This is a genomic window from Chryseobacterium sp. 2P (assembly GCF_059579425.1).
In genome coordinates, this window is the sequence record NZ_CM184194.1 from 2781903 (window position 1) to 2802383 (window position 20481).

17 protein-coding genes are annotated in these 20481 nt (G+C 35.8%); 1 reads left to right on the plus strand and 16 read right to left on the minus strand.

Going from position 1 to position 20481, the window contains the following annotated elements; genetic code table 11:
- Nucleotides 1-17: 17 nt before the first annotated feature.
- The 11 genes from AC52CF_RS12690 to AC52CF_RS12740 form a co-directional block, all read right to left on the minus strand.
- The gene (locus AC52CF_RS12690; protein ID WP_214589364.1) at nucleotides 18-1169 is read right to left on the minus strand and encodes an ABC transporter ATP-binding protein; all 1152 of its coding nucleotides are present in this window, start codon (nucleotides 1167-1169) and stop codon (nucleotides 18-20) included.
- A gap of 135 nt (nucleotides 1170-1304) precedes the next feature.
- Entirely contained in the window at nucleotides 1305-2195 is an 891-nt protein-coding gene (locus AC52CF_RS12695) for an XAC2610-related protein (RefSeq protein ID WP_214589363.1), read from the minus strand.
- Between the two features lie 277 nt (nucleotides 2196-2472).
- Entirely contained in the window at nucleotides 2473-2904 is a 432-nt protein-coding gene (locus AC52CF_RS12700; RefSeq protein WP_214589362.1) for an SRPBCC family protein, read from the minus strand.
- Between the two features lie 124 nt (nucleotides 2905-3028).
- Complete coding sequence (locus AC52CF_RS12705; RefSeq protein WP_214589361.1) at nucleotides 3029-3484, minus strand: hypothetical protein; 456 nt, start codon at nucleotides 3482-3484, stop codon at nucleotides 3029-3031.
- Between the two features lie 39 nt (nucleotides 3485-3523).
- The gene (locus AC52CF_RS12710) at nucleotides 3524-4333 is read right to left on the minus strand and encodes a tetratricopeptide repeat protein (protein ID WP_214589360.1); all 810 of its coding nucleotides are present in this window, start codon (nucleotides 4331-4333) and stop codon (nucleotides 3524-3526) included.
- A 238-nt stretch (nucleotides 4334-4571) separates the two neighbouring features.
- Nucleotides 4572-7751, minus strand: a complete 3180-nt coding sequence (gene carB, locus AC52CF_RS12715; protein WP_214589359.1) for a carbamoyl-phosphate synthase large subunit — start codon at nucleotides 7749-7751, stop codon at nucleotides 4572-4574.
- Between the two features lie 15 nt (nucleotides 7752-7766).
- Nucleotides 7767-8813 carry a serine hydrolase domain-containing protein gene (locus AC52CF_RS12720; protein ID WP_214589358.1) on the minus strand — a complete coding sequence of 349 codons (1047 nt, stop codon included), beginning with the start codon at nucleotides 8811-8813 and terminating at the stop codon, nucleotides 7767-7769.
- A 7-nt stretch (nucleotides 8814-8820) separates the two neighbouring features.
- Nucleotides 8821-9894, minus strand: coding sequence for a carbamoyl phosphate synthase small subunit (locus tag AC52CF_RS12725; RefSeq protein WP_214589357.1), 1074 nt, complete (start codon nucleotides 9892-9894; stop codon nucleotides 8821-8823).
- 240 nt (nucleotides 9895-10134) lie between these two features.
- A complete protein-coding gene (locus AC52CF_RS12730; RefSeq protein ID WP_214589356.1) occupies nucleotides 10135-11025 on the minus strand; it encodes an aspartate carbamoyltransferase catalytic subunit in 891 nt (296 codons plus the stop codon).
- A 345-nt stretch (nucleotides 11026-11370) separates the two neighbouring features.
- Nucleotides 11371-12552 carry an ergothioneine biosynthesis protein EgtB gene (egtB, locus tag AC52CF_RS12735; protein ID WP_375181234.1) on the minus strand — a complete coding sequence of 394 codons (1182 nt, stop codon included), beginning with the start codon at nucleotides 12550-12552 and terminating at the stop codon, nucleotides 11371-11373.
- Between the two features lie 21 nt (nucleotides 12553-12573).
- Nucleotides 12574-13560 (minus strand): L-histidine N(alpha)-methyltransferase, encoded by a 987-nt coding sequence (locus AC52CF_RS12740; protein WP_214589354.1) that lies wholly within the window; start codon nucleotides 13558-13560, stop codon nucleotides 12574-12576.
- A gap of 160 nt (nucleotides 13561-13720) precedes the next feature.
- Between AC52CF_RS12740 and AC52CF_RS12745 the strand changes: the two genes are divergently transcribed.
- The gene (locus tag AC52CF_RS12745) at nucleotides 13721-14182 is read left to right on the plus strand and encodes an Lrp/AsnC family transcriptional regulator (RefSeq protein WP_214589353.1); all 462 of its coding nucleotides are present in this window, start codon (nucleotides 13721-13723) and stop codon (nucleotides 14180-14182) included.
- A 126-nt stretch (nucleotides 14183-14308) separates the two neighbouring features.
- Here AC52CF_RS12745 and argH read toward each other — a convergent pair whose 3' ends face one another.
- The 5 genes from argH to AC52CF_RS12770 all read right to left on the minus strand — a co-directional run bounded on the left by argH (nucleotide 14309) and on the right by AC52CF_RS12770 (nucleotide 20190).
- A complete protein-coding gene (argH, locus tag AC52CF_RS12750) occupies nucleotides 14309-15613 on the minus strand; it encodes an argininosuccinate lyase (protein WP_214589352.1) in 1305 nt (434 codons plus the stop codon).
- A gap of 275 nt (nucleotides 15614-15888) precedes the next feature.
- The gene (locus AC52CF_RS12755) at nucleotides 15889-16971 is read right to left on the minus strand and encodes a M20 family metallo-hydrolase (protein WP_214589351.1); all 1083 of its coding nucleotides are present in this window, start codon (nucleotides 16969-16971) and stop codon (nucleotides 15889-15891) included.
- Nucleotides 16946-17740: an acetylglutamate kinase gene (gene argB / locus AC52CF_RS12760; RefSeq protein ID WP_214589350.1), complete on the minus strand. Its 795-nt coding sequence runs from the start codon at nucleotides 17738-17740 to the stop codon at nucleotides 16946-16948. The genes AC52CF_RS12755 and argB overlap by 26 nt, the downstream gene beginning before the upstream one ends.
- A gap of 55 nt (nucleotides 17741-17795) precedes the next feature.
- On the minus strand, nucleotides 17796-18767 hold the full coding sequence (locus tag AC52CF_RS12765; RefSeq protein WP_290261401.1) for a Rossmann-fold NAD(P)-binding domain-containing protein: 972 nt from the start codon (nucleotides 18765-18767) through the stop codon (nucleotides 17796-17798).
- Nucleotides 18768-19050: 283 nt separating this feature from the next.
- Nucleotides 19051-20190, minus strand: coding sequence for an aspartate aminotransferase family protein (locus AC52CF_RS12770; RefSeq protein WP_214589348.1), 1140 nt, complete (start codon nucleotides 20188-20190; stop codon nucleotides 19051-19053).
- Nucleotides 20191-20481: the final 291 nt, after the last annotated feature.

The window sequence follows — 20481 nt, forward strand, 5'->3', positions numbered from 1 at the left end:
TGTTGAATTTGAGAAAATTAGCTTACGAAAAACCTTCTGGTTGAAGAAGAAATATTACGGATGTACACCACATTCATTCTGGCATTTCCAAGCGCGGACATCACCGTATGAAACTCTGTATCTGCTGAAAAATGAGCAACATAAACCCCTCCGTTGAAATTCAGTTTTTCAAGAGGGAAACCTTCAAATGCTTTTAATAAATCTTCTCTGGAGTTTGTAGTATCAATTTCGATAATCAGTCCGTCATTTTCTTCATTTACCAGTTCGGAATTGTCTTTGTACTGCCCGTTTTTCAGGAAAATAACTTTGTCTGATATTTTCTCTACCTCGTAAAGCTGCTGTGAACTCAAAATCAACGCAATAGGATTATTAACCGAATTTGCAATAGATTTTAAATCTTCCAGAATAACCTGCTGTGCCAAAACATCCAGATTGGCAAGAGGTTCATCCAGTAATAAAATTTCCGGTTTTCTCAGCAGTGTTCTGGCTAATTCAAAACGCATTTTGTAGCCGGAAGAAAGTTCGCTCCACTTCAGATGTTTGTAATTCCAAAGTCCGAGACGGGCAATCATCATTAAAGTTCGTGTTTCATTTTCTTCAGGTTTCACACCGTAATTTGACAGTACAAATTTCAGGTTGTCCTTTAAACTTCCGTACCATTTTGCCGTTCTCTGCGGAATGTAAACCAGCTTTGTACGGAGATCGTATTCATTTTTTGGTTCTTCGTTGAAAGAATAATTCAGTTCTCCTTCGTTGTGGGAAATTTCTTTTGCCAGAATTCTGAGTAAAGTTGTTTTTCCGTTTCCGTTTTCGCCTACCAAGCCGTAAACCTGTCCTTTATTCATTTCCACAGAAACAGGACCCAGCGAAAAGCGGTTGCTTCCGTAGGATTTTAAAATATTTCTGGCTCTCAGTACAGATTTTTCCAGCGATTGTTCTTTTACCGGAATTTTTTCTATTTTCTGAAGAAGATTTTTTGATTTTTCGATGAGTTCCTCCGTGTACGAAGGAAACTGTTCTTTCCAGTCAGTTAATGCGACAGCTTCTTTGTAGATCTCCATATTCTGAGTATCCATTGCACAGTCCAGTAATTTTCTAAATCCTAAAACAGTGTCTTTATTGTCGAAAAAATGATAGACTTCGGCTACTCTTTGCTGATGTTTCGTCATTTGGTTTCAGAGTTATTAATTTTCAGGTTTTAAAGATATAAAATTTCTTTTCCCCACAATTCTTTTGACTCGAATAAAAACTAATTTATTTTCCTATCACCTTTACCATAGGAAATCTTTCATAAAAAGAAAAATTTACCGGCATTCCTTTAACTTTCTCTCTACAAGCCCATGCTTTTTCTCGCTCCAGCGATAGCAGTGTTGCCCCAGTATAATCATGTTGTTATCCACCACTTTATATTCCGCGGTTGTCACCACTGTACCGGCACAGCATTGATTCCTTTCGTAAATTCTTTTTTTAGCCTGATCAAATTCCAAAGAAATTCCGCTAAAGCCACTTTCAAAATACTGCTGGGATTTTTTATCATATAAGAAGTAAATGCTGGAAGTGTTGGGACCGGCATAACTGCTTTCAAAAACGGAAAAATCCATAATTCCATCAAAATTATAATCATTTACAGCAATACTATTCAATCCCCAAGGTTGGCATTCTACATTAAGAATCTGCAACACTTTATCAGTTTTTTTCTCAATAATCTTCACTGCGGAAACTTTCGGGTAATATTCATCTTTCTTTTTGGTAAGTACAATTTTAAAATAATTATTTCCCAGAGAAACAGGCTGCAGCAGTTCTCTTCCAGACCATTCGATATTTTCACCGACATCAAAAGCATATTGTTTGGTAAGGCTGACTTTGAGTTCGGTATTGCTTTTTGTATTTTTCCATGTTCCTTCGAGGTTATCTTTGGATTTAGAAAAATTATTGATCGTTAAAACAGCTGTCGTAATATCTTTTTTTGAATTTTCCTTTTCCTGAAATATAAGATGTCCATTGTTTATTTTGCCATTGTCCAGACTTATCGGTTCATCGAAATTAGTGTAAGAGTATGTAGCATCAGCCAATTTCCCATAAGGATAAATCACCATTTCAACAGGATAATTGCCGATAAAGCCGGTGTATACAGTTTGTGCTTTTATGGTGAAAATCAAAAAGAAAAATAGAATGGAAAAGATTTTTTTGTGCATTTTTAAATTTACAGGTTTTGTTCTAAATGTACAGAATTTTTATAATTCTGAAAGATACTCCGGAAAAAATTCCGGAAAGGGTTCCAGGTTACATTTAAAGGATTTTAGACGATGAAAGAAATGGATTTAAATTTTCCGAAGAGCAAAAGGAAAGTATTAGGAAAACAAGACATAGACCTTATGAATAAAGCTCTGAAATTGAGACTTTTATTTATAAAATAAGCTCTAAATATTATAATTATAGTGAATAGATATTTTTTTTCAAAATCTTAAAATTCTATTGATTCAAATCTTTCTCCAACTTTTCCAGATATTGCGACCATGCACCGGAACAGCCGCCAAAACATTCAAATTGCGGGCTCAAGCCTTCGTGCGTGAAAACAACTTTTGTTTTATCGGCTTCTTTGAAAATCTCAAAACAAATTTTTGTTCCGGTCCATTCGTCCATTTTGTTTACGAATTTGAGTTTGCTTTCGATCACTTCCCAAACAATTTTCTCGTAAGGACTTACTTCTATAAGTCGTTGAACGGTGTGATGAACTCCATTTCCGGCATCAAAAATAAATTCATCATTCAGATTTTCAGATTTTCCGGTAATGATTTCATGATGCAGACCAATCCACCAGTTTCGGGGATTAATTAAAGTACTGAAGATTTCTTCAGGGGATTTTGAAGTAGTGAAGCTGTAAGAGAAATTTTGTACTGACATCGTTTTGTGTTTTTATGAATTTTCAAAATCATATATTTTTCTCAAAGTAGTTTTATCTGCAATCACATTAAAAGCTATATCTCCATTAAATTCATGATAACCAAAAATATAGCTTTTTGATTTATCAATAGCTTTTTGATTTATCAATAACTTTAATTCCGTTAAATTTTTCTATTTTTTCAGGATTTTGCAATTCGGAAAAACCAAATATAGTGATAAAATCACTCAATTTTTCGGCTTTTATGGAGACTGATTTTGCAAAGGGATCTGAAAGATATTTCTTATTAAAATCCACATCAACAGATAAAGTCTGAGGAAAATGACCGCCAGTTTCAGTATAAAAGAATTTGAGCTTTCCACATTTTTTACATTTCCACAAATCGGCTCCGTTCATCGGATAAGAGCCTAAAAAAATTTCTGAATCATCTGAAGATTTAAATTCCAGATAGCTTAAATATCCAAATTTACCGTCGTAAATCTCAAAAATCTTTTCATAATCCATTAAAATATTGTGATTGCAGTCAATATCTTTAATCGGATAATCAGCAAAAAATTCATTAATATTTTCCAGAGTTAACATATATGCAATTTAATATTGATATTCCTAAACTTAGAAAGATTAATTACAATAAGTTTCCATATAGGTATTTTTCTCGCCCAGTTTTTTCATTCTTAAATAATCTTTACAGGCACCTTCAGTGTCGTGTAATTCTAATTCTAAAGACATTCTATTGGAAATTGCCTGTATATGTTTCGGATCCTTATTAATTACAATCGTAAAATCGTCAATAGCATCTTTGTATTTTTTCAATAAAGCTTTTGCCTGTCCTCTTATATTGTAACCTCTTATATCCTGTGGATTTAATACTACAGATTTGTCAGCATCTTCCATTGCTTCTATATTATTGCCAACATTTATGTTAACGATAGCTCTGTTGATATATCCATCCGCATTGTTTGGATCAAGTGTAAGCGCCTTGTCAAAATCACGTAATGCTTCTTCATATTTCTTTAAATCACCATTACAATATCCTCTGAATAAATAAGACTGCGCAAAATCGGCATTCATTTCTATACTTTTATTGAAATCATTCCATGCATTTTGGATATCTTTTGAATAATATTCTGCAACACCACGATTATAAAATACTTCAAAATCATTCGGATTCAACTTAATTGATGTTGAGTAATCGGCTATCGCTCCCTTATAGTCCTTGAGATTGGCTTTAGAAGCACCACGATGATGAAAAACTACACTGCTGTTCGGATTAATGCTTATTGCTTTATCATAATTCTTTATAGCTTCTGCATACTGTTTCTGCTTTACAAGATCTCTTCCTTTTTCCGCATAATAAGTAGCTGTTTTGCTTTGAGAAAATATAAAATGACAGAATGATGCAAGGAATATTATAAGGCTTTTTTTAATCATGGTTTACTTTATAGGACCGTGTTATGGTTTTTAAAAAATCTAATGTACGGAATTATTAAATTATTATTGATTTAATTTTGCTTCAAAAAATTCTGAAAAATCTCTATAAAAAAAGCGGAAGAAAAAATCTCCCGCTTTTACTTTATTTAATTCGAAAAACAATATGAAAAACAAAACCTCACAGGTTTTAAAAACCTGTGAGGTTTGATTTATGGTAAATCATTAAAATTTCCGAAAACTACATTGTCTCCATTTTGAAACTCATGCTTTCGATAACTTTCAGGATGGCTTCTACTGTATCCATGGATGTTAAACAAGGTACGCCGTTTTCTACGCTCATTCTTCTGATCTGGAAACCGTCTCTTTCCGACTGTTTTCCTTTCGTCATCGTGTTCACAACATACTGTACTTTTCCTTTCTGAATCAAGTCGATCAGGTTGACACTCTCCTCCCCGATTTTATATCCTATTTTGCATGGAATTCCTTTTTCTTCGAAGAATTTTGCCGTTCCTTCCGTTGCCCAGATTCTGAAACCAACTTCGTGGAATCTTGCTGCCAGATCAGCCGCTTCCTGCTTGTGTTTATCTGCAACGGTAAACAAAATCGAACCGTGCATCGGAACTTTTCTTCCTGCCGCAACCAATCCTTTGTATAATGCTTTTTCCAGAGTGGTGTCTTTCCCCATTACTTCTCCCGTAGACTTCATTTCAGGTCCTAAAGAGATATCTACTTTTGTTAATTTTGAGAAAGAGAACACCGGAACTTTTACGAAAACCCCTTCTTTGTTTGGAACCAGTCCGCTTTCGTAGCCTAAATCTTTCAGTTTCTGTCCTAAAATTGCTTTTGTAGCCAGATTTGCCATCGGAACATCGGTGATTTTAGACAAGAAAGGTACGGTTCTCGATGATCTTGGATTTACTTCGATCACATATACATTTCCTTCGAAAAGAACGTACTGGATGTTCATTAATCCGATCACATTTAATCCTTTCGCCAATCTTTTCGTGTAATCAACCAAAGTTTCGATCTCGCTTTGTGAAATATTCTGTGGAGGATACACTGCAATTGAGTCTCCGGAGTGAACTCCCGCTCTTTCGATGTGTTCCATAATTCCCGGAATGATTACTGTTTCTCCGTCGCAGATGGCATCGATTTCCACTTCTTTTCCCACCATGTATTTGTCGACCAAAACAGGATGTTCAGGGCTTGCTTCCACTGCATTTTCCATGTAGTGCGCCAGTTCTGTTTCCGTGTACACGATTTCCATCGCTCTTCCTCCTAAAACATAGCTCGGGCGAACCAACACCGGATAACCGATCTCGTTGGCAATTTTTATCGCTTCTTCTTTTGAAACCGAAGTTTTTCCTAAAGGCTGCGGAATCTGCATTTCCTGAAGCGCTTTTTCGAATTTATCTCTATTTTCCGCTCTGTCCAGATCTTCCAGGGAAGTTCCCAAAATCTCAACTCCGTGAGCGGCTAATTTATCTGCTAAATTGATAGCTGTCTGTCCTCCGAACTGTACCACAACGCCTTTTGGTTTTTCCAGCTCGATGATGTTCATTACATCTTCTTCCGTTAAAGGCTCGAAGTAAAGTTTATCTGAAATCGAGAAATCCGTGGAAACGGTTTCAGGATTATTGTTGATGATAATCGCTTCGTAGCCCATTTCTTTGATTGCCCAAACCGAGTGTACTGTTGCATAATCAAACTCAACTCCCTGCCCGATTCTGATCGGTCCTGAACCTAATACGATGATTTTTTCTTTATCCGAAACCACAGATTCGTTTTCTTCTTCGTAAGTTCCGTAGAAATAAGGGGTTTCAGATTCGAATTCCGCAGCGCAGGTGTCTACCATTTTGTACACCGGCATTACTCCGTTTTCTTTTCTGAAATTGAACACTTCACGCTCCGTCACGTTCCACAGAACTGCAATATTTATATCTGCAAAACCTAGTTTTTTAGCTTCCAGTAAAATTTCTTTGCTGAATTTATTTTCTGCGATTGTCTTTTCGAAATCAATCAGTTTTTTGATTTTCCAAATGAAGAATTTATCAATTTTGCTCCATTCTACGATCTGTTCCCAGTCGTACCCTCTTCTTAAAGCATCTCCGATGATAAATAATCTTTCGTCATCACAAACTCTGATTCTTCTTTCGATTTCTTCAGCCGTTAAAGCTGCTGCCTGTTTTGTTTTTAAACCGATATGTTTAATTCCTGTTTCCAGAGAACGGATAGCTTTCTGTAAAGATTCTTCGAAATTTCTTCCGATTGCCATTACTTCACCCGTAGCCTTCATCTGGGTTGATAATCTTCTGTCCGCTGTTTCGAATTTATCGAAAGGGAATCTTGGGAATTTTGTTACCACATAGTCTAAAGCCGGTTCGAAACAAGCATAAGTCTTTCCTGTTACCGGATTCATGATTTCATCCAGTGTTAAACCTACCGCGATTTTTGCAGCGATTTTTGCGATCGGATATCCTGTTGCTTTTGATGCTAAAGCGGATGATCTCGAAACTCTAGGGTTTACTTCGATGATATAATAATTGAATGAATGCGGATCTAAAGCCAACTGCACGTTACATCCTCCTTCAATTCCTAATGCTCTGATGATTTTCAGTGAAGCGTTTCTCAACAACTGATATTCTCTGTCTGAAAGTGTCTGAGAAGGCGCCACAACGATTGAATCTCCTGTGTGAACTCCAACCGGATCAATATTTTCCATGTTACAAACCACAATGGCGTTGTCGTTTGCATCACGCATTACTTCGTATTCTATTTCTTTGAAACCTGCGATTGATTTTTCAATCAGACACTGTGTTACGGGACTGTGTTTTAATCCCAGTTCAGCAATTTCTTTCAGTTCCGTTTCGTTGGAAGCGATACCTCCTCCTGTTCCACCCATTGTGAAAGCCGGACGAACAATGACAGGATACCCGATTCTGTCTGCAAAATTTAATGCTCCTTCCACCGTGTTTACAATATCAGATTCCGGAACGGGTTCGTTTAATTCTCTCATCAGTTCACGGAAAAGATCTCTGTCTTCCGCTCTGTTGATGGCTGAAAGTTTTGTTCCCAACACCTCAACTTTGCATTCTTCCAAAATTCCTGATTTTTCCAGTTCTACCGCCATATTCAGTCCGGTTTGTCCTCCAAGCGTTGGTAAAAGTGCATCGGGACGTTCTTTTCTGATGATATGACTTACAAACTGAAGTGAAATCGGCTCGATGTAGACTTTGTCTGCGATTTCAACATCCGTCATAATGGTTGCAGGGTTTGAGTTAATCAAAATTACCTTGTAGCCTTCTTCTTTTAAAGACAGGCAAGCCTGCGTTCCTGCGTAATCAAATTCCGCCGCCTGACCGATAATGATGGGACCTGAACCGATTACTAAAATTGTTTTTATGTCGTTTCTTTTCATTTTACTTTTTAAATTTTATTTTACCAAATTGCTTTTTACGATTGTATTTCTAATTTCTTGTTCAAAATAATAAGCAATATCAAAATTATCTGTTGCCTGATTTTCCAATACTGTAACCGAAATTTTCTTCTTTGGATAATATAGGTTAACAGCTGTAAATCCTGCTGGCGGAGAAAATCCCGTATGTCCGATTTCAAAAACATCCGCTTTGTCGTTAATTCTTAATCCGTAGCCATAACCTATTTCTTTCTCACTGAAAAGTGTATGAATATCAGTAATAGAATAATGAATCATTTTCTGATAGCTTTCGTCTTTCAGAATTTTACCATTGTGAAGGAGATTGTTCCATTTTGCCAGATCTCCGGCTGTAACAATCAAATGACTTCCAGGATAAAGTTCTGCTGAATATGGAAATTCTTTGACCAGATTTGTCCCATCTTTTGTAATCGCATAACTATTAACAAGACTTTTCTGATTTATAGTATTAGGATAAAAGCTACTTTTCATTCCACATCTTCCGAAAAGTTCTGTAACAAGTTGTTCATAAGATTTTCCGGTTGCACTTTCCAGAATTTTGCCCAGCATAGCATAACCAATATTCGAATACTTGAACTGAGTTCCCGGCTCAAAAAGTAATTCTTCTTTTAATTGCCAGGCATCAATCCCTGAAGAATTGTTCAATAGATGATGAACGGTTACCTTGTTTGCCCAATCATATTTTAAATCCTTCAGATAAATATTGATTGGCTGATTAAGACTGATGGTTCCTTTTTCTACTTCCAGCATTACCAAAGTCGCTGTAATCTGCTTTGCAATAGACATTGATGAAAATCTATCGTCAGGACTAAGCTTAGTCTGATTTTTAGCATTTGAAAACCCGTAAGCTTTTTCGTAAATATTTTTTCCTTCTTTTGAAATCACAACCACTCCATTGAATGTTCTTGGATTTTTGGTTTGAACCAAACTGTCAATCTTTTGAAACAATTGTTTTTGCTCAACAACTTTTGTTGTATTACAGCTTAGTAAAATACTTGTAGCGAAGGTTAGAAAAAGGGACTTCAAAATAATTTTACTTTTTAAAGTTTTCCATTAATTCAATAAACTCATCAAATAAGTAGTTTGCATCTTCCGGACCCGGGCTTGCTTCAGGATGATACTGAACGGAGAAACAAGGGTGAATTTTGTGTTTCAGACCTTCGTTTGTTCTGTCGTTCAGGGCGATGTGTGTTTCTATTAAGTCGGTATCTTTCAAACTTTCCTGATCTACGGCGTAACCGTGGTTTTGGGAAGTGATCGCCACTTTGTTTTTCTCTACATCTAAAACCGGATGGTTTCCACCTCTGTGTCCGAATTTCAACTTGAACGTTTTTGCGCCACAAGCCAAACCAATTAACTGGTGTCCTAAACAGATTCCGAAGATCGGAACTTTTCCTAAAATTCCTCTGATCATTTCTAAAGCCTGTTGGTTATCTTCAGGATCACCGGGACCGTTGGATAACATTACTCCGTCAGGATTCATCAGTAAGATTTCTTCTGCCGTTACATCCTGAGAAACGACTGTGATATCGCAGTTTCTTTGAGATAATTCTCTGATAATTCCTAATTTGGAACCAAAATCTACAAGCACCACTTTAAGTCCTCTTCCCGGATTTGCATAAGGTGTTTTTGTGGAAACCTGCTCAACCTGATTGGTTGGGAAGTTGGTTGATTTTAATTCTGAAACCACTGTGCTTTCATCGGCATCAGCGTTTACGATTTTTCCTTTCACCACTCCGTGGTTACGAAGAATTCTTGTCAGCCTTCTGGTATCGATTCCTGAAATTCCGGAAAGGTTTTTCTTTTTAAATAGTTCATCTAAAGTAATCTGAGTACGGAAATTGGATGGCAGATCACAAAGCTCTTTTACGATAAGTCCTTTAATCGCCGGTTCAATACTCTCATAGTCATCTCTATTAATTCCATAGTTTCCGATAAGCGGATAGGTCATACAAACAATCTGACCGCAGTAAGACGGATCAGAGATCAATTCCTGATACCCTGTCATTCCGGTATTGAAAACCACCTCTCCTGCAGTTTCCAATTCTGCTCCGAAACCTTCTCCGTGAAACACTTCACCGGACTCCAGTATTAATTTTTTCTTCATTTTCTTTATTTAGATTTTCTTTTTTATTAACAGGTCGCCTCTACGAGGCTTTGATAATCTTTATCTTTTTGTTTCCAAGGTTTTACCCATGGCTATTAACAGATCGCCCTTTCAGGGCTTTGGTTATCATCTTTTTATCTTTTCCATGGGTTTGACCCACGGCTATTGTGGTTTGACCCTTTCGGGTCGGCTTACTACTTGATTCTTTTTACTGTTACTTTGGCTCTTTTACCTTGGTTCTTATTTAAAAGTATATCCTTGGTTTTCCAAGGCTTCTTTTAAGATTGCCATTCTTGCGAAAACACCGTTCTGCATTTGTTTGAAAACTCTTGAGCGTTCGCATTCTACCAAATCATCATCAATTTCCACTCCTCTGTTGATGGGTGCAGGATGCATAATGATGGCTTCTTTTTTCATGGCCTTTTCTCTTTCTTTGGTTAAGCCATATTTTTTGTGGTATTCTGAAGCAGAGAAACTCATTTTAGCATCGTGCCTTTCGTGCTGGATTCTTAGTAACATCAGAACATCTACGTCATGGATCATTTCATCAATATTCAGATAGGTTCCGTTGATTAAGGCTCCTTCATCAAACCACTGTTCAGGTCCTGAGAAATATACTTTTGCGCCTAGTCTTCTTAAAGCTTCAGCGTTGGAGTTTGCCACTCTGCTGTGTTTTACGTCTCCAACGATTCCTACTTTTAATCCTTCAAATTTTCCAAACTCCTGATAGATCGTCATTAAATCAAGCATACATTGTGAAGGATGATTTCCGGTTCCGTCACCTCCGTTAATTACAGGGATTTTTATGTTTTTCAGTTCTTCGAAATATCTGTCTTTCTTATCTCTTATTACAACAAGGTTTACCCCCAGACTTTCGATCGTTTTTATTGTATCGTAAAGACTTTCTCCTTTGTTTACGGAACTGTGGGAAGCATCGAAAGGAATAACCTGTAGTCCAAGTTTTCTTTCAGCAATATCAAAACTTGTTTTTGTTCTTGTACTGTCTTCGAAGAAAAGATTGGAACAAAAAACTTCTCCATCAATTTTGGCAGTTTTTCCGTTCGCAAAAGCCAGAGCTTCTGTTACTATACTGTTAATTCTTTCGTTGCTTAGTTCTGTGATCGTAAACATATTGTCTTTAAATTTTTTACAAAAAAAAAGCGAAGAAAATATCTTCGCTTAAAATAAATAAATATCGTAAAGGGCGTCTACGCCCGGTAATTCTAATGATATAAATACTGTGTTATTCATTAGGTGCAAAGATATAACAATTCTGTAAACTGACAAAATGAAAATTAAATTTGTAGAGAAATCCGTTACTTGTTAGCATCTAAATACAATAAATAGTAATGTTAAAATACCTTTACAAAGCGGATTGGCATGGTTTCCACCGTTCAATGTCAAGCATTTATTTTCGGAAGCAATTGTTTATTTTTTTTGGGTTGATTTTCGATATACTGTAATCATCCGAAGAAATTATTTAGCCAGCCTTATGCCTGTAAACTGCCACTGCAGTGATGTGGGAAAGAAATTTCTGTATGTTTTCCGGCTGTGTCCTTTTGGTGTTGCCAATGAAGCACCTCGCAAAACCATCTGATTGACCATAAATTTTCCGTTATACTCTCCCACTGCTCCTTCTTCTTTTGCAAAGCCGGGATACGGAAGATAAGCACTTCCTGTCCATTCCCATCGTTTTCCCCATCTTAAAAAATCGGAAGCGATTTCCCATTCTGCTTCGGTAGGCAAGCGCATTCCTTTCCATGAGGCAAAAGCAGAAGCTTCAAAAAAGTTGATGTGACAAACGGCCACATCCGGATTTGTTTCTTTTAAACCGTTTAAAGTATAATGCATCCATTGACCTTCTATGAAATGCCAGTATAAAGGAGATTTAGCATTATTTTGTTTTACCCAGTCCCAGCCTTCCGCATGCCAGTGCCTGAAATCTTCATATCCTCCTTCATTCATAAATTCAATATATTCTGAGTTGGTTACTAAGCGGTTTGAGATCTGGAAATCATTGAGGTATACTTTATGTCTGTTAAGTTCATTATCAAAACAGAATCCTTCTCCTTCAAAACCTATTTCATAAATACCTTCACCGAAAGAAAGCATTTCAGAATTTTCCGGTTCTGATTTTTCTAACGGAAAATTTTCGTTGTAAGCGGGAAATAACGGATTGTGACCCAGAATATATTTGATATCAGTTAATAACAATTCCTGATGCTGCTGTTCGTGGTTTAGACCTAATTCAAAGAGTTTTTGAAGATCATCGGATAAGCCGTTGTTTAAAAGAAAAGTTTCCATTTGTTCATCGACATATTTCCGATACTGAAAAATATCGGCAACAGAAGGCCGGCTCAAATTTCCTCTGTCAGTCCTAATAACTCTCGCACCAATGGTTTCGTAATAACTGTTGAAAACGAAATTGTATTGTGCATTAAAAACCTGATAACCATCAAGATTCGGGATCAAAATAAAAGTTTCGAAAAACCATGTTGTATGTCCTAAATGCCATTTCGGAGGACTTACATCTACAACAGGCTGAACTACAAAATCTTCCGTTTCAAGCGGTTCGCATATTTCAACGGATCGCGCTCTGATTCTACAGTAATTCTCAAACAACTGTTTTTCTTTGACTAGTGTATTCTGTTCGATCATCGTTTTAGGTTTTAATTTAAATTAGATTTTCCAGATCGCATCCACAAACCAGCCTTTGTTATCAGAAATCTGTTTCAACGGCTTAAATCCGGTCTTTCTTGCCATTATATCTATTTCCTTTTCTGAGTATTTTTGGGAAATTTCCATATACACCGCTTCATTTGCTTTAAAACTGATTTCCTGATCATCAATATGTACCTTCTGATCTTCAAGACTAATCAGATAACTTCTGCATGCTCCCGAAAGCGGATCATAGGTCTGATAATGACTAAAATGATCTATATTAAAGTCTGCTTCCAATTCTTCATTAATTCTGGTTAAAAGATTGAGATTAAAAGATGAAGTAATTCCTTCTTTATCGTTATAGGCAGCAAGAATGGTGTGGGGATTTTTCTTCAGATCAAAACCAATAAGAAGAATATCATTTGGATTGAGTTTCGATTTTAATGCATTACAGAATTCATAGGCTTCTTCAATTTCCATATTTCCAATATTTCCACCTAAGAAAAGAATGACTTTTCTGCGAGAAGAAATTTCGTTGGCCTTATCGAGCATTTCAAAGTATTCTCCATTAAGACCTGTCATTTGAAGCTCCGGAACTTTTGAAGTAAGATTTTCCTCCAAAATTGAAATAATATTTGCGGAAATATCAATCGGCATGTAGGTAAAATCAGCGTTTTGCGCTACAAGATATTCAAGCAGATACAAGGATTTTGTAGCATCTCCGGCTCCGAGTTCAACCAGATCAAAAGGCTCATCGAATGCTCGGATTGCTTTTGCAATTTCATTCTTTTTTCTTGTAAAAATTTCGAGTTCGCAATCAGTGAGATAATATTCCGGCATATTCATGATCTGTTGAAAAAGCTCATCTCCTTTTTTATCGTAGAAATATTTGGATAATAAATGTTTGGGCTCCTCACTCAGTCCGTTTAAAATTTCATTTTTAAATTTGTGATGGGTATCGTAATCAGCCAATGAAGATGTTGCCGTAGTCGTATTTCGGTTCATATTAATCTGGATTTCGTATGCAGATTACAGCAATTAGTCTGCCATTGAACAAAACAGATGTTAATATTCCGGCTGTATATCAAAAGGTTTTGGGTTTATAAAACAAAATTTTAGTTTTAATTTTTATAAAATTGTATATTTACGATTCAAAATCGACTATATGGATTTAAAAGACAGGATGATTCTCAGTATTATTCAGGAAGATTCTACGCTTTCTGTGAAAGAAATTTCGGAAAAAATTGGTCTTACCTTTACTCCAACGTATGAACGCATTAAGCAACTGGAGAAAAACGGAATTATTGAGAAATACGTAGGTCTTTTAAACCGTGAAAAACTAGGCTTGAATATTGTCGTTTACTGCAATGTCCGTTTAAAAGAACAGTCTAAAAAAGTTCTGGAAACTTTTGAAAAAAATATCATGCAACATGATGAAGTTCAGGAAATCATCAGTCTTTCCGGTGAATACGACTATATGCTGAAGATTATCGCAAAAGACATTAATTCTTATAATGATTTTACGGTGAATGTGATCTCAAACATCCCGAATATCGGTCAATATCACAGTTCTATTGTATTGCACGAGGTGAAAAAGTCTACGAAGTTTAAGATTGATCTGGGTTAAATTGAACCATTAAGATTTTAATTAAGAAATTAAGCTAATTTAAGATTTTGAAGCGAATTATATCAAAAATCCTATATCTCTTAATTTTTTTAACTCCTTAAATGAATCTTAATGGTTTAAAATAATTCAACCCAATAATTTATTTTTCAGTTTATTAAACTGATATTCTATCTTATCTAAACACAAATTTCCAATACTTCCCTGATGCGTATGGTTTAAACTTCCAGTTTCAAAATCGAATGCATTATTTTCAATCTCCTGCCCTACTTTTACGTAAGCATCCCGGAAGGAACTTCCGTTTTTTACTTCTTCATTGATTTTCTCTACGCTGAAAAGATATTTGTATTTTTCATCCTCCAAAATCCCGTCTTTCACCTGAATATTGGGTAATGTATAATTTAAAATTTCCAGACATTCTTTTAAGGAATCAATCGCAGGGAAAAGGATTTCTTTTGTAAGCTGCATATCTCTGTGATAGCCTGAAGGAAGGTTATTCGTGAGCAAAATAAATTCATTCGGTAACGACTGTATTCTGTTGCAGCGCGCCCGAACCAGCTCAAAAATATCCGGATTTTTCTTGTGTGGCATAATGCTGCTTCCTGTGGTAAATTCCTTCGGAAAACTTATGAAATCGAAATTCTGGCTTAAATACAGACAAACATCGTAAGAGAATTTTCCTAATGTTCCCGCTAAAGTCGCCATTGCCATCGACAGCATTTTTTCAGACTTCCCACGCGTCATCTGGGCATACACGGAATTGTAATTCATCGACTGAAAGCCTAAATTGTATGTTGTACTCTCACGATCAATCGGGAACGATGAACCATAACCTGCCGCAGAACCCAATGGATTTTTATTGATAATATTTTTAACTGAAAACAGCATTTCAATATCATCCAACAATGCTTCTGCATAGGCTCCAAACCACAATCCGAATGAGGAAGGCATTGCAATCTGCAAATGGGTATATCCCGGAAGCAAAACATTTTTATGCTGTTCCGCCAGTTTGATTAATATCTGAAAGAATTCGTCTGTTAATGTGGTAATTTCACGGATTTCGTCTAATAAATACAATTTAATATCCAGTAAAACCTGATCGTTTCTGGAACGCGCCGTGTGAATTTTCTTTCCGGTATCGCCTAATTTTTCAATTAAAATCGATTCAATCTGAGAATGAATATCTTCCGCATTTTTATCAATTTTAAATGTACTGTTTTCAATATCTTCTAAGATTTCCTTTAAAACAATCAACATTTGCTCTGATTCTTCAACAGAAATAATTCCCACTTCTGCCAACATTTTGCAGTGCGCCATTGAACCTTTGACATCGTATTTTGCCAAACGTTCATCAAAATCAAGATCTTTCCCGACTGTGAATGTATTGACTAATATATTGGTGGCGTTATTGTCTTTCTGCCATATTTTTTTCATAAAATTTCTTTTTTGTTTTTAAAATTTTCTTTTGTCTTAAAACAAAAGAAACAAAAATTCAAGACTGGAAACTCCGGCTAAAAATTTAAATTGAACCCTAAAATCCCCAAAACTTGCGCGAATTGAATATTTGTTCTTCGATTTGATATTCCCGTCGCACTCAAACAGTGGGATTTTCTTAACGTTCATAAAATTATTTTTCTTAACGCTCCATTTTCCTAGGTCGATATTTTTATGCTTCATAAACTTCCATCATCCCTCTTCCTACTTCCAGCCTATAAAACTTTCTCTAAAATTTGAATATAAATCTCAATCCCTTCTTCTATTTCCTTTATGTAAATGTATTCATCCACGGTGTGAGAACGGGTACTGTCGCCGGGACCGAGCTTTACGGAGGTACACGGAATGATTGCCTGATCAGATGATGTTGGGGAACCGTACGTTGTCCTCCCAATTTCCAAACCTGCTTTTACAAAAGGATGATCCATTTCAATTTTAGAAGAATTTAATCTGAACGATCTTGCGGTTAAAGTGGATTTCATCTGAGACTGTATGATTTCAAATGCTTCTTTATTAGAATATTCATCCGTAACTCTTACATCTAAAGTGAAAGTACAGGATTCCGGAACAACATTATGCTGAACTCCCGCGTGGATTCCTGACAAAGTAATTTTAACTTCACCCAAATAATCCGAAACTTTTGGAAATTTGAAATTTAAAATACGCTGCAAATCTTCCATACATTTTACAATCGAATTATCATTGTTCGGATGAGCGGCGTGAGAAGGAGTGCCTTTCATTTCACCGTCAATTACCAAAAGTCCTTTTTCTGCAATCGCCAGATTCATCTGCGTGGGTTCTCCTACAATGGCGAGTTCAATATTCGGTAATTGGGGGAAAAGCGCTTCAATACCATCAAAACCTGAAATCTCCTCCTCTGCCGTTAAGGCTATAATTAAGTTATATTGTAAATTTTCTTTTTCATAAAAATGTAAAAAAACCTGCGCCATCGAAACCAATGAAGCTCCCGCATCATTACTTCCCAATCCGAATAATTTTCCGTCTTTTTCAATCGGAACAAATGGATCCAAAGTATAAGCTTTGTTAGGTTTTACGGTATCGTGATGCGTATTCAGCAAAATAGATGGCTTGAAAACATCAAAATTTTTATTTACCGCCCAAATATTATTTTTAAAACGTTTTGTCGGAATCTGATGTTTTTTGAAAAAATTTTCAATTTCCACCGACGTGTTAAATTCATCCTTGCTGAAGGACGGAATTTCAATCAGCTTTTTTAAAAATTCAATGGCATTATCCCGCAATTCTTCTTTGCTATAAACAGATTTCAGTTCCTGCATGATGGTTTTCTATATGGTTTTTCAGTTCGGTTTCTTTAATTAAGAATACCTTATTGACATTATTTTTTACTGCTCCCAAAGCGTTTTCTAACTTTGGAAGAATTCCTTTGTGAAGTTTTCCATCTTCTTTTAAGATTGAAAATTCTTCTTCGGAGATATTTTTAATAACCGATTCCGGATTGTTTACATCTTCCAGAACACCTTCTTTATCAAAACAGTATAACAACTCCACATCATATTTTACGGATAAAGCCTGTGCAATTACCGAAGCGATCGTATCTGCATTGGTATTGAAAAGATGCCCTTTTTTATCATGGGTAATTGCCGAAAATACAGGAACAAGTTCCAGTTTCAGCAATTTTGAAATTAATTTTCTGTTCACGCTTTTTTCGGTGATATCTCCCACAAATCCGAAATCTATTTCAGCGTGTTCTCTTTTTTTGGCTTTAATTAAGTTCGCATCCGCTCCCGAAAAACCAATGGCTTTACACTTTTTCTGCTGAAGTTTTGCGACAATGTTTTTATTGATTCCTCCTGCATAAACCATTGCGACAATGTCCAACGTCTCTTTATCGGTTATTCTCCTTCCGTTTACAAGTTTTTGCTCAATTCCGAGTTTATCGGCTAAAGTTGTTGCCAGTTTTCCTCCTCCATGTATCAGGATTTTCTTTTCCTGAATTTCTGCAAATTGCTCTAAAAATTGTTCTAACAACTCCTCGTCATCAATTAATGCTCCGCCAATTTTTATGATGTATAACTTTTCTTTCATTACAAATCTTTTTTGGAAACCTCATAGGTTTTTGAAACCTATGAGGTTTGTTTTATTAAGAATTCAATTCATCTAAAATTTCAGAAAAAACAGCCTGTGCAGAGAAAATCCGGTTTTTTGCCTGCTGATAAATGATTGAATTTTCACCATCCATCACCTCATCGCTCAGTTCCACATTTCGACGAACCGGAAGGCAATGCATTACTTTTGCATGATTGGTATTTTTCAGTTTTTCGTTCGTCAGCATCCAATTTTCTTTTACTTCATGCATTTTAGCATAATCATCAAAAGACGACCAGTTTTTAACATAGATAAAATTGGCATCTTTTAATGCTTCTTCCTGATTATGAATAACTTTCACATTTTTTGTAAAATTTTTATCTAAATCATACCCTTCCGGATTGGCAATGACAAAATCTACATCCATTTCCTGCATCCATTCTGCAAAGGAATTTCCCACCGCATGAGCAATCGGTTTAATGTGAGGCGCCCAGGTTAAAACCACTTTCGGTTTACGATTTACACTGAGCTTGTCGAAGTGCCAGTTTTCGGTAATGGTGATGCAATCTGCCAGACTTTGCAAAGGATGACGTGTCGCAGATTCAAGAGAAATAACCGGAACTTTTGCATGTTGCTCAAACTGGCTTAAAATGCTTTCGTTTACATCATCTTCCTTACTTTTCATTCCTGCAAAACAACGAACGGCGATAATATCGCAATATTGATTTAATACTTCAATAGCATCTTTGATATGTTCTACTGTATCTCCGTTCATCACTGCACCATCCGCAAATTCTAGGTTCCATGCTTCCTGAGCAGCGTTTAAGGTTAAAATATTTAAGCCTAAATTCTGAGCCGCAATCTGACTGCTTAAACGGGTTCTCAAACTTGAATTTAAAAAGACAAGTCCTATTGTTTTTCCTTTTCCTTTTTCGGGTTCTGAAAGAGGATTTTCTTTAATTTGTAGAGCTTTTTTTATGATTTGCTGTAAGTTTTCAACATCGCTTACAGAGGTGAATTTTTTCATTTGGTAATTTTTATTTTTTCAATGGACAAATGGAATATCCATTTCATTTTTAAATAAATTTTAAAGATTTTTTATCTTACCTACTTGATTGAGTTTTTAACGCTGTGGTCGCGAAGTTTTTTTTATTTAACTTGAAAATATTTTCGTTCGCAAGGGCGTTCTAATCAGCTAATGATAGTTGTGTTTGTCATTCTGAACGAAACAAAGTGTAGTGAAGAATCTCTTTTTGATAATTAATAGATTCTTCCTTCGTCAGAATAACATTCCGCATAATTTTCAAATTCTAAATATTTTCTAAAACTTCTTTCAAAGCATTAATGAATAGATCCGTTTCTTCTTTTTTAATATTAAGCGCCGGAAGAATCCTTAAGACCGCTTTATCATTAGAGTTTCCTGTGAAAATATGATGATGGTACAACAGGCTGTTCCTCACTTCCGAGCAGTCTCTGTCGAGTTCAATACCAATCATCAAGCCTTTCCTTCGGATGGTTTTTATGTGTGGAAAATCTTTAATTTCATTTTCAATATATTCGCCCATTTTCTGAGCATTTTCGATAAGATTTTCATCTTTCATGACATCTAAAACAGCAATTGCCGCAACACAAGCCAAGTGATTTCCGCCAAAAGTCGTCCCCAATAAACCATTACTTGCCTGAAACTTCGGATGAATTAAAACGCCGCCAATCGGGAAGCCATTTCCCATTCCTTTTGCGGTGGTGATGATATCGGCTTCAATCTCAAATTCCTGATGGGCAAAGAAATAACCACTTCTTCCGTATCCCGACTGAACTTCATCTAAAATCAAAACAACATTGTATTTTTCGCATAATTCTTTGATTTTAGTTAAAAATTCAACTGTTGGAATCATAATTCCACCCACTCCCTGAATTCCTTCAATGATGACGGATGAAATTTTATTTCCCTGTTTTTCAAAAACTTCTTCAAGCTGTTCGATATTATTCCATTCAGATTTAATGAATCTTTCATCATAATTCACAGGAGCTACAATTTTAGGATTGTCCGTGACCGAAACTGCTGCCGAAGTTCTTCCATGAAATGAACCTGAAAAATACAGTACCTTATTTTTTCCATTATGAAACGAAGCCAGTTTTAAAGCATTTTCGTTCGCTTCTGCTCCTGAATTACACAGAAACAAATTATAATCTTCTAAACCTGAAAGTTTTCCCAATTTTTCAGCCAGTTCAGTCTGCAATTCATTCTGAACCGAGTTTGAATAGAAAGATATTTTATCTAATTGATTCTTTAACTGAGTTTTATAATGCGGATGGTTATGCCCGATAGAAATCACCGCATGACCTCCGTAAAAATCAAGATATTTTTCTCCTTTATCATCCCAAAGAAATGATCCCTGTGCTTTTACGGGATTGATGTTGAATAATGGATATACGTTGAATAAATTCATGTCTATTTATAAATGATAATTGATGTTTGATGAATAATTCATCTTTATTATATTTTTCTTTTGTCTTGAAACAAAAGAAACAAAAGTTCAAGACTTGGAAACTTCCGCTAAAAAATATTTTTGTTCTCTAAAAATTCTAAAACTTGCGCGAAATCAGCATTTGCTCTTCGGTTCTGTATTTGTTTCGCGCTTCAAACAGTAGAATTTTCTTAACGTTCACAAAACTATTTTTCTTAACGCTACATTTTCCTAAGTCGGTTTTGATTGAGTTGTAAAAATTCACGATTGACC

What these genes read in the sequence shown, in the direction of transcription:
- AC52CF_RS12690 (WP_214589364.1), bottom strand. Translation starts at nt 1,169, where the DNA reads ATGACGAAACATCAGCAAAGAGTAGCCGAAGTCTATCATTTTTTCGAC.
- AC52CF_RS12695 (WP_214589363.1), bottom strand. Translation starts at nt 2,195, where the DNA reads ATGCACAAAAAAATCTTTTCCATTCTATTTTTCTTTTTGATTTTCACC.
- AC52CF_RS12700 (WP_214589362.1), bottom strand. Translation starts at nt 2,904, where the DNA reads ATGTCAGTACAAAATTTCTCTTACAGCTTCACTACTTCAAAATCCCCT.
- AC52CF_RS12705 (WP_214589361.1), bottom strand. Translation starts at nt 3,484, where the DNA reads ATGTTAACTCTGGAAAATATTAATGAATTTTTTGCTGATTATCCGATT.
- AC52CF_RS12710 (WP_214589360.1), bottom strand. Translation starts at nt 4,333, where the DNA reads ATGATTAAAAAAAGCCTTATAATATTCCTTGCATCATTCTGTCATTTT.
- carB (WP_214589359.1), bottom strand. Translation starts at nt 7,751, where the DNA reads ATGAAAAGAAACGACATAAAAACAATTTTAGTAATCGGTTCAGGTCCC.
- AC52CF_RS12725 (WP_214589357.1), bottom strand. Translation starts at nt 9,894, where the DNA reads ATGAAGAAAAAATTAATACTGGAGTCCGGTGAAGTGTTTCACGGAGAA.
- AC52CF_RS12730 (WP_214589356.1), bottom strand. Translation starts at nt 11,025, where the DNA reads ATGTTTACGATCACAGAACTAAGCAACGAAAGAATTAACAGTATAGTA.
- egtB (WP_375181234.1), bottom strand. Translation starts at nt 12,552, where the DNA reads ATGATCGAACAGAATACACTAGTCAAAGAAAAACAGTTGTTTGAGAAT.
- AC52CF_RS12740 (WP_214589354.1), bottom strand. Translation starts at nt 13,560, where the DNA reads ATGAACCGAAATACGACTACGGCAACATCTTCATTGGCTGATTACGAT.
- AC52CF_RS12745 (WP_214589353.1), top strand. Translation starts at nt 13,721, where the DNA reads ATGGATTTAAAAGACAGGATGATTCTCAGTATTATTCAGGAAGATTCT.
- argH (WP_214589352.1), bottom strand. Translation starts at nt 15,613, where the DNA reads ATGAAAAAAATATGGCAGAAAGACAATAACGCCACCAATATATTAGTC.
- AC52CF_RS12755 (WP_214589351.1), bottom strand. Translation starts at nt 16,971, where the DNA reads ATGCAGGAACTGAAATCTGTTTATAGCAAAGAAGAATTGCGGGATAAT.
- argB (WP_214589350.1), bottom strand. Translation starts at nt 17,740, where the DNA reads ATGAAAGAAAAGTTATACATCATAAAAATTGGCGGAGCATTAATTGAT.
- AC52CF_RS12765 (WP_290261401.1), bottom strand. Translation starts at nt 18,767, where the DNA reads ATGAAAAAATTCACCTCTGTAAGCGATGTTGAAAACTTACAGCAAATC.
- AC52CF_RS12770 (WP_214589348.1), bottom strand. Translation starts at nt 20,190, where the DNA reads ATGAATTTATTCAACGTATATCCATTATTCAACATCAATCCCGTAAAA.